A 12,695-nucleotide genomic window follows, 5' to 3' on the forward strand; every position below is an offset into this window, starting at 1 on the left:
AATAGTTGCTAATCACAAGCACCTAAAAGATTAGGACCGCCTAAAGCCCTGATCTATAATTGATGGTCTGCGTTTGTTTTTCTAAAATATCATTATAAATCCATGAATGAGGTTCAGAGGTAGCTTTAAGATTCTCTATTTGTTTATTTTTTCTAATGCTATCAATCGGAAGGTAAATGCATAAACCAAGTATTGAGAAAGTAACTATGGTAGCTGGTATGTGAATAGCAAGAAATTCACTATAACTTGGATCTTTCCAACCGAGAGGACTAGATAGAGAAGGATGAGAGGAAAATCTGGGAATTGCTACTACTGAACTTAATGCTGTTAGAATAATAGCGACAGTGGCACCTACAAGAGGTAAAATATTCTTTTTATTAAATCTGCCATTAGAATCTTTTAAAATATCAAACATACATACTCGTCGATTACTAAATGTTCGTGATACTATGCACTAATTATAAAGTATTCAATAACTAAACTGGAGATAATAAAAAATGGACATAGAATATAGACATATAATATGAAGGATATATGCTAGTTAAAATAGGTACGAGAGGAAGCGACCTTGCGATCATCCAAGCTTTGGAAGCAAAACAAAGATTATTAGAGTCTTTTCCTAATCTATCCGTTGAGATCATTAAAATCAAAACTTCTGGTGATAAATATGCTAATGTAACCCTTGCTGAAATAGGAGGTAAAGGACTGTTCCTCAGGGAGATTGAGGCTGAATTACTCAAAAATAATATAGATATGGCGGTTCATTCGCTAAAAGATGTACCTGCGTTTTTCTCGAAGGACTTAACAATTCCTTGTGTTTTAGAGAGGATAAGTCCATGTGATGTATTTATTTCTCATAAATATAAGAGCCTAAAAACTTTGCCACAGCAGGCTACAATTGCAACTTCTTCAATAAGAAGAAAAGTTCAGCTGTTAAATCTCAGGCCAGACTTAAATGTAGTGACACTGCGTGGAAATGTGACAACTAGACTGCAAAATCAGAATTTTGATGGAATGATTTTAGCTGAAGCAGGGCTGATAAGATTAAAAAAATATCACTTAATTACAGAGGTATTGCCACCAAAAGTCATGTTAAGCGCAGTAGGGCAGGGGGCAATTTGCATTCAATGCCGAAAGAATGATATAAAAGTTATCGATCTTTTAGAGAAAATTAATAATAATATGTCTTTTATAAGGGCAAAATCAGAGCGCAGTTTCATGAAGACAGTAAATGGTTCATGCTTTACACCGCTTGCAGCTTTAGCAGAATATGTGAGTGAAAACATGCTACATCTTTATTGTATGTTAGCGGGCGAGAGAGTTATATACTTTACTGAACGCACTTCGTTTGTAGAAGATGCAGAAAAAATGGGTATGGATGCAGGATTAGAGTTAAAATCAAAATGCTTATAAGCTTACCTAAAGTATGTGGAATCTACCGTTATAATGTTTCAATGTCTAAAATGACTTGGTTAAATGTTGGTGGCCAAGCTGATGTACTATTTAAGCCACGTGACATTGAAGATCTAATGTGCTTGATAAAAGATGCGGAGTTACCAATTAGCGTTATCGGTGCAACATCCAACATAATAATTCGAGATAGTGGCATTCGAGGAATAACGGTGAAATTAGGTAAGGAATTTGCGTATATTAAATGTAAAGATAATAGCTCCATAGTTGCAGGTGGTGCTGCACTGCTTAGTAACCTTGCCTACTTTGCAGGGGAACAGCAAATTAGTGGGCTTGAGTTTCTTGCTGGAATTCCAGGAACAGTTGGCGGTGGGGTAGAGATGAATGCAGGTGCATATGGTAGTGATATTGCGAGTGTTGTAAAGTTTATAAGGGCAGTGAATCTAGAAGATGGGAATTTATATGAATTTTCCAGTGAAGAAATGGGATATTTTTATCGTGGACATAGTCTAAAAGGCAGGTGGATTTTTATTGAAGCTGAATTTAAAGGAGTAAGTTCAGAGTATGAGCTTATATTGCAAAGATTGAAAGAAGTTATTGATAAAAAAAATAAAAGTCAACCAGTAAGAGGAAAAACTGCTGGTTGTATATTCAAAAATCCAATAGGCTGCAAGGCATGGAAACTGATTGATGAATCTGGCTGCCGAGGATTAGATAATGGTGTAGCTAAAATTTCTAAGAAACATTGTAATTTTCTACTCAATTACAATAATGCAACTGCACTTGACTTAGAAAACCTTGGCAACAGAGTACAAAATGCAGTAAAAGATAAATTTAATGTTGAGCTTAAGTGGGAGATAAGGGTTTTGGGTAGGTAACTTCTAACCTTCTCTAATATGACCTATTTCAATTGAGTACACTTCAATTTAAGTCCAAGGTACACTATTTTGCGAGGATAATTTATGCTTCCTTTGAAGAAAAGCATTCTTTTACTTTTTCGACTGTAGGTTCTATAATACATTCATTTATTTTTTCAGCCGTCAATGCTAATAAACCTAATGCAAAAAGACTTACAACTGGTGCAATAACTCCTATTGTTGCACTCATCAAAGCTGCTGATTCTATATTTAACATTACAGCAGGAAAAATAGTACCTATAGCTGCACCAAGACCAATCCCTACTGCGGCAGTGGTAGCTAAGGTACATAAAAAATAAGCTATTAGCTTTGTTTGGCTTGTTTTTTCATAATGCTTAAGACTATCTTCTCTGGAAGTAATTAAAATGAGAAATGAGTATGTAGAAACCAAAGAAATAATTCCGCCTATGATTAAAGGTGATAAAGCTGCAAAGTTTAAACTAAAGCCTATAAGTGTTCCTATTATAGCTGCTATCCCATAAGACTTTAAACGCTTTTTAATTTCTGGACCCATACCTTCTTCTATGTATATTTAATTAATAATGAAATGTTACTCATTTTTCCTTCATCTGTAAAGTTATCTTAACCTAATTCCAAAAATTGTTATATAATGTTATTTTGAGGTTTTATTTTCAATGCGCAAACTTGCAATACTCTTTTCTATACTGTTTGCGGTAATTGCTTACTATTTAAACAATGAAGTAATATTTGAAATAGCAAAGCTATTTAGCGATATATTCATCAGTCTGTTGAAATTGATTAGCTTACCTTTAGTTTTTCTATCTATAGTGTCCACAATTTCAGGGCTTAAAGACTCAATTGAAATTAAAGTATTACTTAAGAAGACGCTGTTTTATACGCTGCTTACAACCATTATAGCTGCATTTGTTGCGCTATCTTTCTATTTATTCATAGATCCAGTAAGAAAAAATTTCATAAGTAACACAATAGAAAGTGTGAGTGACAGCAACCACAATTACTTTTCATACTTAAAATCACTCATTCCTTCGAATTTTGTGCAAGTTTTTCTTGAAAATAATGTTATTGGTAGCATATTGATTGCTTTTTTGATGGGTGGAGCTATTATTTCGCTCTCAAAAGAAAAACAAGATATATTACACCAAATATTTTCTGCACTATTTGATACACTTCTTAGAATTGCTCAAGGGTTATTAAAGTTTATTCCTCTTGCTGTATGGTCTTTTATCACATGTTTTTTATACGAGTTAAAAGGTGGCAGCGAATTCCATAGTCTTTTTTGGTATTTTGCTTGCATAATGTCTGCAAATTTCGTGCAAGCATTTGTGATTTTGCCACTACTCATGTGGTATAAAGGTATATCACCAATTCAAACGATGAAAGGTGTTATGCCAGCACTTACACTTGCGTTTTTTTCTAAATCATCTAGTGCAACGCTGCCTACAACTATAGAATGTGTGCAAAATCAGCTAAAGGTACCAAAAAAATTGTCATCTTTTATTCTACCAATATGCACAACAGTCAATATGAATGCGTGTGCTGCATTTATTTTAATCACAGTGATGTTTGTTGCAGAGATGAATGGGCACACATTTTCCTTAAGTGAGATGTTCATATGGATTTTTTTAGCTACAGGAGCTGCAATTGGTAACGCTGGAGTGCCGATGGGGTGCTATTTTATGGCAACTAGTTATTTGGTATCAATGAATGTTCCTTTGTACATTATGGGATTGATTTTGCCTATTTATACAATCATTGATATGTTTGAAACTGCAATAAATGTGTGGTCTGATATCTGTATAACGCAGATAATTAATAAAGAATTTCAAACTCAAGAATGATATTAGATAATACAATAATAAAAGAATTTGAAGAGGCTGGTGCGATTTTGCACGGACATTTTGTACTCTCGTCAGGGCTGCACAGCAACACTTACATACAATGCGCTAAAATTTTTGAAAATCCAAGCAGAGCAATGAACGTTTGTGAGCTATTGGCGAATAAAATAAGAAAAGAGCTTATTGAACCCATAGATTTAATACTATCTCCTGCGATTGGTGGAATAATCGTGGGTTATGAGATTGGTAGACAGCTTGGAATCCGAACAATATTTTGCGAACGTGTTAATGGTAAATTTGAATTACGCCGTGGATTTGAGATTAAACAAGGTGAGAAAATCTTACTAATTGAAGATGTGATTACCACAGGTAAATCTTCACTTGAAGCAGTAAAATGTGCAGAAGAGAAGGGAGGTAAAGTTGTTGCTGGAGCTTCTTTGATCAAGAGAAATAGTGAAACAAAACTGCCCTTTCCTGTAATATCTTTGATTGAACTAAATATCAAAAACTATAGCGAGGAAGAACTGCCAAGTGAATTAAAACAATTACCTATAATGAAACCTGGGAGTAGAGAATATTTAACAAAATAATTCTATATATGGCTAAAGTGATTCAGTAACTTTTACGTGTTATATGTTAATCTTTTTGCATCAAAGTTAGATATTACAGTTTATTTTCCTGTATTCGTTCAACAGAATGGCAAAATAAGATAGACAAATAAAGATATAAAGTAAAAACAATAATAGGTGTCATTCCGGTTCGTGACACTTGCTTTATGTAGTTTCATTGAAAACGTTGTTTTTATTATAATACCTCCTATGATTAGTTTGCTTGTGAGCACCAGTGTCTGGGCACTGGAATGACAAGAAAAGGCTACTTGAATGACAGGAAAGGAACTACTAAAACAAATAGGTGTCATTCCAGCGCGTGACGCTGTAATCCAGAAAGGAAGGGAGTGTTAAATAAACCATACGCGTCAAGTTAAGGAAAAGTGGTATAAGGAAGAAAGGAAACGAAAAAAAACTATTTTATATATTAAGTAATAAAGTTATTAATTTATAGGTTCTTCTGAAAAAATCATCTTCTTCTAGATAAGAACTCCCTAAAAAAATAAATGTAACAAATAAAATGCCCATCTCAAATGTTGCTATATTTCACGATATTTCCTTAACTTGACGCGTATGGTTTATTTAACACTTCCAATAAAAAAATATCAAAGTCATCATATTATATCACGAACCTTTTCCAAGACTTTTTTCATATTTTCGCTTGAAAGTGGAATTAAGCCAAGCCTAGATAAATATCCACCTTCAGTACTAATAGAGTCTATAACTTCTCTAATGAATTCCCTTAATCCATCAACAGTATCTAAGTGTTCTTTCTTTATATAAAGATATAAAGGCCTTGCTAACATATACTCCCCCGATGATATATTTTTATAAGTTGGCTCAATTCCTGCGATTGTGCTTCCTTGAATCTCATCTTGGTTTTTCGCTAAAAAGCTGAAGCTAAATATTCCTAAAGCATTTTTATTGCTCTTCAATTTTTGTATTATTATGTTTTCATTAATTCCAACTTCTATATATCTTCCATCATCTCTGATATTACTACATGCTTTCTTTCTTTTTTCTTGGTCTTGATAATTCTCTTTGAAAATCCTTGAGTTCATACATGAATATTGATCAAGCATAATAAAATTAATCAAAGTTTCATGTGTACCTGTATTTTGATGTGGGCCATAGATTTTAATTTCTGTTTTTGGTAGAGCTTGATTTACATCAGACCAAAATTTCTTGTTATTCTTTACTAATCTATCATTGTCTTCAGAATATGAAGATAAAGTTTCAAACAGGTCATTTTTTGTAAAATCAAATCTATGGCTTTGATTTGAATTTGCAATAACAATTCCATCATAGCCAATTATGATCTCTATTACTTCATTCACTTTATTTCTTTTACATAATTCTCTCTCTACTTCCTTCATAGGGCGAGATGAAGTAGTGATATCTGGTGTGCCTTCCCCTATTCCTGAACAAAACATTTTGAACCCTGATCCACTTCCTATCGATTCTACAACTGGAGTTTTAAAGGAAAATATACGGCTGAATTCTTCAGATATAAATGAGATAAAAGGAAAAACAGTTGAAGATCCAACAATTCTGATATATCTTCTGGCATCAACATTTGACAGTGGGATGAGTAATACAAATGCAAAAATAAGGAAAAGGCGTTTCAGCATCGTTTTCGCTCAAGAGTGTAAACTTAATTATCGTAATAAAAAATCAAACTGAAAAGCTTTTTTTCTAGATTTCAAAAGGTATAACGATCAAATGTGTGCGTAATGATGAGATCTGAATCACAGCATTCATACAACTGTATCTATATCGAATCCTCTTATGTTTTTCAATACTGAAAAATTCTTTCATATTAACTTAATGATGCAATATATCCTTTTCTTTAATAGATAAGTCATCATCGACTTTTTTTACATTATCATCAGTAATGTTTTGTATTTCCTTTTTGGCAACATGAAAATCATCTTCTGAGATTTCCTTATTTTTCTTCATTTCCTCTATTTCTTCCATAACATCTCTGCGTATATTTCTAATTGCAACTCGTGCATTTTCAGAAAATTGATGCAATAATTTCACTAATTTTTCACGAGTTTCTTGTGTTAAGTCTGGAAGAACTATACGTATAGTATTTCCTTCAACAACAGGATTTAAATTCAGGTTAGCATTGATTATCGCATTTTTTACTTCACCGATAACAGTAGCATCCCAAACTTTAACTGATAGAGTTTTGTTATCTATAGCTGAAACGCCTGCAACTTGGTTCAGTTTTTGATGTCCACCATAGATATTTACAACTATACCATCAAGTAATGATGCGTTAGCTCTACCAGTACGTACACCTTTCATATCATCGTGAAAAGACTGAATAGTTTTTAGCATTCTTTCTTTTGTTTTAGCTTTTATTTCGTTTAACATAAATTACCTAATGTTTACAATCTGAAACTATAGTATAAGTGCCTTGACCCTTAATAATATCAACCATTTTTTCTCTTTTTAAAGAAAAAACTACAATTGGGATAGAATTCTCACGAGCAAGTGAAATTGCTGATGCATCCATAACTTTTAAATCACGAGTTAGCAGATCTGTATAAGAAAGCCTATCATACATCACAGCATTCTCATTTTTTTTTGGATCGGCAGAATATACACCACTTACTTGAGTACCTTTTAAAATAACATCACAATTCATTTCAACAGCACGTAAAGCTGCAGCTGTATCTGTAGTAAAAAATGGGTTACCTGTGCCTGCTGCAAAAATGACCACTCTACCTTTCTCTAAATGATGAATAGCCTTCCTTCTTATATAAGGCTCACATATAGTAGTCATGGGTATAGCAGACAACACCCTAGAGACTATAGAGCTTTTTTCTAAAAAATTTTGCAAAATTAAAGCATTAATGACAGTACCAAGCATTCCAATATAATCACTGCTTGCTCTTTCACAGCCACTTAAAGACGCTGATGCACCACGAAAAATATTCCCACCACCAACAACAATACAAACTTGAACCCCGAGATTACAAACTTCAACTATGTCTTTGGATAGTTTATCTATAACTTCCATATCATGGCCAAATAGCTTTGATCCCATCAAAGCCTCCCCAGAGATTTTGAATAACACTCTGGGGTACTTTACTTCTGAAGTTTTGTTACTTATTTGCACCATCCAAAGTAAGTAACTTATAATTAGCTAATTTAACAGCACTTGATTCTATAAAATCAGCAATCTTCATTTTATCATCTTTTATAAACTTCTGCTCTAGCAGAACAACTTCTTCATAGTATTTAGCCATTCGTCCATCTACTATTTTTTTCGCTACCTCTTCAGGTTTATTTAAGCTCTTTACTTGCTCCTCGATTATAGAACGCTCATTTTTTAATTTTTCTTGATCTAAATCATTTATAGATAAAGCTTCAGGTTTCATAGCAACTACATGCATAGCTATTTGCTTTCCAATCTCTTTTTTATCACCAGATGACTGCAATGCTACTAAAGCACCAATCTTACCTAAGCCAGGCATATCACCATGTACGTATCCAGAAATAATCCCATCTTTAGTCTCTAGGTAGCAAAGATTGCTTAACTCTAACTTCTCACCAAGAACCGATGTACCACTCATAATAGCTTCCTGCACTGTACCAACATCTTCATATTTGGCATTTTTTAACTCATCAAGACTAGTACAACGTTCTTGACAAGCAATTGATGCTAAATTTGAAACTAATGCTATGAACTTCTCATTTCTAGCAACAAAATCAGTTTCACAATTGACTTTAACCAATACACCATAATTTTTAGCCAAGCACATAGCAATAAGCCCATCCGAAGCTACTCTATCAGACTTTTTGTCAGCTTTAGCAAATCCTATTGTACGTAACCTATCAACGGCTTTCTTAATATCACCATCACACTCTTCTAACGCTTTCTTACAATCGCTTAAGCCAAGCCCTGTTCTATCGCGTAATTCCCTTATACTACTTGAATCCATCTTCATTTACTTACTATTACCTCCCTTTCTGTTTCAACCTTAATACGCTTCTTTTTAGTTTGCACAATATCCTCTTCTTTTTCTTGAATAAGCTCATCATCCTTAACTCTAGACCTTGTCAAACTAGACTCTATTCCAGCTAATATAGAATCAGCAACTAATTTACAATAGAGCTCTATTGATTTTCTTGAATCATCATTTCCTGGTATAGGATAGGCAATACCATCTGGGTCAGAATTGGTATCAAGTACTCCAACTACAGGAATACCCAGTTTTTTGGCCTCTTTAACCGCTATATGCTCTTTGTTAGTATCAATAATAAATAAAATATCAGGAACTGCTCCCATTTCTCTAATTCCACCCAATTCTTTATCAAGCTTTTTTCTTTTCTTTTCAATGTTTCCTAATTCTTTTTTTGTTAAGATGCTATCTTCATCATTGGATATTTTCTCATATTGTATCAAAGTTTTTATCGAAGAAGAAACAGTGTTCCAATTAGTAAGCATACCACCAAGCCATCGATCATTTACATAATACTGACCACAACGAACTGCTTCACTTGCAACAATATCTAAAGCTTGAAATTTTGTACCAACAAATAAAATGCGACCATCTTGAGATGCAACATCGTATAAAGCTTTCATCGCCGCCTCTAACAATGGTAATGTTTTTCGTAAGTCTATTATGTGTATACGATTCTCTTGATGTATACCATATATATATGGGGCCATTTTCGCATTCCAGCGACTAACTTTATGGCCAAAATGCACACCAGATTCAGCTAAATCACGTATAGTGACTTTAGGCAAATTTGTCATATTTACTCCTCCAAATAGTTTATCCTCCATGGCATAACCCTAACGGGACTACTTGCATAAGCCATGTGTGAAATTAAGTTATTTACATAGTAATAAAAAAGACAAAAAAGCGCAAACAAAAAATATTGACAAGTGGCAACACGTTGATTAGCTTTAAGGTTGCAAACGTTAAAAAGCAATGGGGGGTGTAGCTCAGTTGGTTAGAGCGCATGCCTGTCACGCATGAGGTCGTGAGTTCAAGTCTCATCACTCCCGCCATTACAGCAGAAACATCTTAAAATTCTTTAACTTTCTTATTAATTTGAATTAATTTCTTTCAGAGACTTGACATGATATTGTAATTGCTGCTTAATCTATTTAATTTTATCATTAATAATTGGGATTAAATATGTTCATTTCTGAGGTTTTTGCGGCAGATGCGACTAACAATGTATCAGCATCTGTTGCTAGCTTTATTCCACTCATTTTAATATTTGTAGTATTTTATTTTCTCATTATTCGCCCCAATCACAAAAAACTAAAAGAACATAGAAGGATGATAGATCAAATAAAACGTGGTGATACGGTTATTACTTCTAGTGGAATAATAGGTGAAGTAAACAAAGTTGACGAAGTAAATGCACAACTAATACTAGAAATAGCACCAAAAATTGAAATAAAAATCCTAAAGTCTGCTATATCTGAAATCTTAAATAAAGAAATTCAAAAGCCAGTAGCTAAATCTATTGAAAAAAGCAAAGTTGAAAAGAATGGCAAGAAAAATAAACTAGAGGAAAGTAAAAAAGACAAAAATGCTTCATAATTTAAGAAGTGTGTGGAATATTAGGTATAGTAAGTAGCGGTGATTCAGTAATACCAACTTTACTAACCGCGTTGCAAAAATTGGAATACAGAGGTTATGACTCTTCAGGTATAGCAATTATAAATAATAGAGGTAAGATAGAAGTAAAAAAATCAGAAGGTAAAGTTGAAAGATTGTGTGAAGTTGTTCATGAGAGCAAGATATCTAGTAGCAAAGTTGGTATAGCACATACTCGTTGGGCTACACATGGAGCTCCAAATCTTAAAAATGCTCATCCCATTTATATAAATAATGTTGTTGTTGCTCATAATGGCATAATTGAAAATTACAATATATTAAAAAAGGATCTGGAGGAAAAGGGAGTATCTTTCCACACCGATACTGATACAGAAGTGATACCAAACATATTAACTTCATATCTTGATGAAGGGTTATCACCAGTTGATTCTATATTACAGTGTCTAAACAATTTACAAGGTTCACTTGCTTTGGCTTTATTATTTGCAGAATATCCAGATACTTTATTTGTTGCAAAAAGAAATTTGCCTTTAGCAATAGGATATAACTGTAATAAAGTGTTTGCTGCTTCTGATACTAATACTTTGAATTCATTTGTAGAAAAAATATTGCATTTAGAAGATAATGATATTGCAGTAATAAAATCTAACGAATTCAGTATATATAATAATGGTATACAAGTTAAACGCAGAACAGAAAATAGCAGTCCAAGAAATTTTCTAATTAGTAAAAATGGTTACCCTAGCTTTATGCTAAAAGAAATTTTTGAGCAACCGTATGCATTAAACAAAACAATAAATCAATTTTATAAACAATATAAAGAAATCAACAAAGAATTATTTTCTGAACTAGGTTACATTACTATAGTTGGATGCGGTTCATCCTATTTTGCTGGACTAATAGCAAAGTGTTGGCTGGAAAGTATTGCTCAAATTCGGGTATATCTAGAAATCTCGTCAGAATTTAGGTATAGCAGCGTCAAGCTCGAAGAAGGTAGTATTGGCTTATTCATTTCTCAATCTGGTGAAACTGCAGATACTATGGAAGCACTACGTTATGCGAGATTGCAGAAACAAATGATCATTAGCATAATTAATACATTTAATAGCAGCATAGAAAAAGCCTCAGATATTGTATTGCATACTCTTGCTGGACCTGAGATTGGTGTTGCTTCGACAAAAACCTTTTCTACGCAGCTTGCAATTTTAGCATGCTTTGCTGTAGAGCTTGGAAAAATAAAAGGTATACTGGGTAGAGAGAGGATAAAGGAACTAAGCGGTGCTATTAATTCCATTCCCGAACATGTAGAGCATGTTTTGAATGTGATGGAAATACAACATATATCAGGCAGTATATTAGAGCACAATAATATAATTATAATTGGGAGAGGAAGCTCATATGGAGTTGCAATGGAAGGTGCATTGAAGATAAAAGAGCTTTCATATATCAACACAATTGGTATTGCAGCGGGAGAAATGAAGCACGGTTCTATCGCCTTGATAGACTCTACTGTACTTGTTATCGCAATTATTCCTTACGATAATTTATTCTTTAAAACGCTATCCAATATACAAGAGATTATTGCAAGAAAAGGTAAAGTAATTGCCTTTAGTGATAAGCAAGGAGCACCGCTCTTAAAGGGAATTTGCATAGATGTGGTGCAACTTCCAGAAGTTGACAATTTTGTTTCTCCAATTATCTACAGTGTTGCTATGCAATTTCTTGCTTATTCTATTGCAGAAAAAAAAGGGTTAGATGTAGATTGTCCGAGAAATTTAGCTAAATCTGTCACAGTTGAGTAACTTATTTAAAGTGAGTTGCTAATTAACAGCTCTAATTGTCAGTTATAAATTACTGAATTTTACTAATAAATTCATTGCTATCATTAGCCCTCTGCGAAAGAATATGTAACTAATGTAAGGATGAGAGAGGCTAAAATCCACGCCTCAAATTAACAAGATTTGCCATTATGGTTACCAGACACAACTTAATCTAGCAAGCAAGAATTAACTAACAGAAAAATTGAAAACTAATATCAGTCTCTTATGTAATGCTACTAATATTTTTCTAAAAGCAATATGTTTTCTATTCAGGAAAGTCTACATCGCCATAACAATATTTACTAGAATGAGGTCTTGTCTCATTGTAAAAACACAACCAATGATCAACGTCTATCTGAAGATCTTCTAATGAATTGTAGATTGTTTTACAAAAAAAGAGGAGTAAATGAGAGTTCAGTAACTTGATTATAGAGTTGTACTGCCTTTCCATATTTGAAGCAAGTTGTTATTCTATCTCAAACCGTAGCACAAAGTAAATATGGCAATTTACACTAAAATTTTCTGTTTA

Annotated in this window: 13 protein-coding genes, 1 tRNA gene and 1 pseudogene; 7 read left to right on the forward strand and 8 right to left on the reverse strand. The window is 33.3% G+C overall.

Annotated features, from left to right (window positions below; genetic code table 11):
• Positions 1-40: 40 nt before the first annotated feature.
• Positions 41-415 (reverse strand): hypothetical protein, encoded by a 375-nt coding sequence (locus tag OPR42_RS06400; RefSeq protein WP_264374926.1) that lies wholly within the window; start codon positions 413-415, stop codon positions 41-43.
• Between the two features lie 119 nt (positions 416-534).
• On the opposite strand from OPR42_RS06400, the gene hemC reads away from it, so the two are divergent.
• Complete coding sequence (gene hemC, locus OPR42_RS06405; protein ID WP_064085264.1) at positions 535-1,413, forward strand: hydroxymethylbilane synthase; 879 nt, start codon at positions 535-537, stop codon at positions 1,411-1,413.
• Positions 1,404-2,288 carry a UDP-N-acetylmuramate dehydrogenase gene (gene murB, locus OPR42_RS06410; RefSeq protein WP_265042151.1) on the forward strand — a complete coding sequence of 295 codons (885 nt, stop codon included), beginning with the start codon at positions 1,404-1,406 and terminating at the stop codon, positions 2,286-2,288. The genes hemC and murB overlap by 10 nt, the downstream gene beginning before the upstream one ends.
• A gap of 82 nt (positions 2,289-2,370) precedes the next feature.
• Here murB and OPR42_RS06415 read toward each other — a convergent pair whose 3' ends face one another.
• Complete coding sequence (locus OPR42_RS06415; RefSeq protein WP_265042152.1) at positions 2,371-2,841, reverse strand: hypothetical protein; 471 nt, start codon at positions 2,839-2,841, stop codon at positions 2,371-2,373.
• Positions 2,842-2,962: 121 nt separating this feature from the next.
• Here OPR42_RS06415 and OPR42_RS06420 point away from each other — a divergent pair, with 121 nt between their 5' ends.
• Together OPR42_RS06420 and pyrE are read left to right on the forward strand one after the other, a co-directional pair.
• Entirely contained in the window at positions 2,963-4,147 is a 1,185-nt protein-coding gene (locus tag OPR42_RS06420; protein ID WP_010402120.1) for a dicarboxylate/amino acid:cation symporter, read from the forward strand.
• On the forward strand, positions 4,144-4,734 hold the full coding sequence (gene pyrE, locus OPR42_RS06425; protein ID WP_010402118.1) for an orotate phosphoribosyltransferase: 591 nt from the start codon (positions 4,144-4,146) through the stop codon (positions 4,732-4,734). The genes OPR42_RS06420 and pyrE overlap by 4 nt, the downstream gene beginning before the upstream one ends.
• Before the next feature lie 632 nt (positions 4,735-5,366).
• Here the strand turns inward: pyrE and OPR42_RS06430 are convergent.
• From OPR42_RS06430 to rpsB, 5 genes are all read right to left on the reverse strand, one after another.
• Complete coding sequence (locus OPR42_RS06430; RefSeq protein ID WP_010407224.1) at positions 5,367-6,383, reverse strand: substrate-binding domain-containing protein; 1,017 nt, start codon at positions 6,381-6,383, stop codon at positions 5,367-5,369.
• 193 nt (positions 6,384-6,576) lie between these two features.
• A complete protein-coding gene (gene frr, locus OPR42_RS06435; RefSeq protein ID WP_017532537.1) occupies positions 6,577-7,134 on the reverse strand; it encodes a ribosome recycling factor in 558 nt (185 codons plus the stop codon).
• A gap of 7 nt (positions 7,135-7,141) precedes the next feature.
• The gene (pyrH, locus tag OPR42_RS06440) at positions 7,142-7,885 is read right to left on the reverse strand and encodes a UMP kinase (RefSeq protein ID WP_010407219.1); all 744 of its coding nucleotides are present in this window, start codon (positions 7,883-7,885) and stop codon (positions 7,142-7,144) included.
• A complete protein-coding gene (tsf, locus tag OPR42_RS06445; protein ID WP_264375865.1) occupies positions 7,869-8,714 on the reverse strand; it encodes a translation elongation factor Ts in 846 nt (281 codons plus the stop codon). The genes pyrH and tsf overlap by 17 nt, the downstream gene beginning before the upstream one ends.
• Positions 8,711-9,526: a 30S ribosomal protein S2 gene (gene rpsB / locus OPR42_RS06450; RefSeq protein WP_064085438.1), complete on the reverse strand. Its 816-nt coding sequence runs from the start codon at positions 9,524-9,526 to the stop codon at positions 8,711-8,713. The genes tsf and rpsB overlap by 4 nt, the downstream gene beginning before the upstream one ends.
• Before the next feature lie 181 nt (positions 9,527-9,707).
• Here rpsB and OPR42_RS06455 point away from each other — a divergent pair.
• From OPR42_RS06455 to glmS, 3 genes are all read left to right on the forward strand, one after another.
• Positions 9,708-9,784 (forward strand) — tRNA-Asp (locus OPR42_RS06455).
• A 130-nt stretch (positions 9,785-9,914) separates the two neighbouring features.
• Positions 9,915-10,328, forward strand: coding sequence for a preprotein translocase subunit YajC (yajC, locus tag OPR42_RS06460; protein WP_006012489.1), 414 nt, complete (start codon positions 9,915-9,917; stop codon positions 10,326-10,328).
• An 8-nt stretch (positions 10,329-10,336) separates the two neighbouring features.
• The gene (glmS, locus tag OPR42_RS06465) at positions 10,337-12,148 is read left to right on the forward strand and encodes a glutamine--fructose-6-phosphate transaminase (isomerizing) (RefSeq protein ID WP_010407205.1); all 1,812 of its coding nucleotides are present in this window, start codon (positions 10,337-10,339) and stop codon (positions 12,146-12,148) included.
• 241 nt (positions 12,149-12,389) lie between these two features.
• Here the strand turns inward: glmS and OPR42_RS08835 are convergent.
• Positions 12,390-12,566 (reverse strand): annotated as a pseudogene (locus OPR42_RS08835) (IS481 family transposase); the annotation flags it as partial.
• Positions 12,567-12,695: the final 129 nt, after the last annotated feature.

The organism is Wolbachia endosymbiont (group B) of Melanostoma mellinum (assembly GCF_947251465.1).
Taxonomy (GTDB): Bacteria; Pseudomonadota; Alphaproteobacteria; order Rickettsiales; family Anaplasmataceae; genus Wolbachia.

Bases quoted from the DNA above. Each gene is read 5' to 3' on its own strand.
- frr (WP_017532537.1), bottom strand. From the start codon at position 7,134: ATGTTAAACGAAATAAAAGCTAAAACAAAAGAAAGAATGCTAAAAACT.
- hemC (WP_064085264.1), top strand. From the start codon at position 535: ATGCTAGTTAAAATAGGTACGAGAGGAAGCGACCTTGCGATCATCCAA.
- yajC (WP_006012489.1), top strand. From the start codon at position 9,915: ATGTTCATTTCTGAGGTTTTTGCGGCAGATGCGACTAACAATGTATCA.
- OPR42_RS06430 (WP_010407224.1), bottom strand. From the start codon at position 6,383: ATGCTGAAACGCCTTTTCCTTATTTTTGCATTTGTATTACTCATCCCA.
- murB (WP_265042151.1), top strand. From the start codon at position 1,404: ATGCTTATAAGCTTACCTAAAGTATGTGGAATCTACCGTTATAATGTT.
- pyrE (WP_010402118.1), top strand. From the start codon at position 4,144: ATGATATTAGATAATACAATAATAAAAGAATTTGAAGAGGCTGGTGCG.
- pyrH (WP_010407219.1), bottom strand. From the start codon at position 7,885: ATGGTGCAAATAAGTAACAAAACTTCAGAAGTAAAGTACCCCAGAGTG.
- OPR42_RS06420 (WP_010402120.1), top strand. From the start codon at position 2,963: ATGCGCAAACTTGCAATACTCTTTTCTATACTGTTTGCGGTAATTGCT.
- tsf (WP_264375865.1), bottom strand. From the start codon at position 8,714: ATGAAGATGGATTCAAGTAGTATAAGGGAATTACGCGATAGAACAGGG.
- rpsB (WP_064085438.1), bottom strand. From the start codon at position 9,526: ATGACAAATTTGCCTAAAGTCACTATACGTGATTTAGCTGAATCTGGT.
- OPR42_RS06400 (WP_264374926.1), bottom strand. From the start codon at position 415: ATGTTTGATATTTTAAAAGATTCTAATGGCAGATTTAATAAAAAGAAT.
- OPR42_RS06415 (WP_265042152.1), bottom strand. From the start codon at position 2,841: ATGGGTCCAGAAATTAAAAAGCGTTTAAAGTCTTATGGGATAGCAGCT.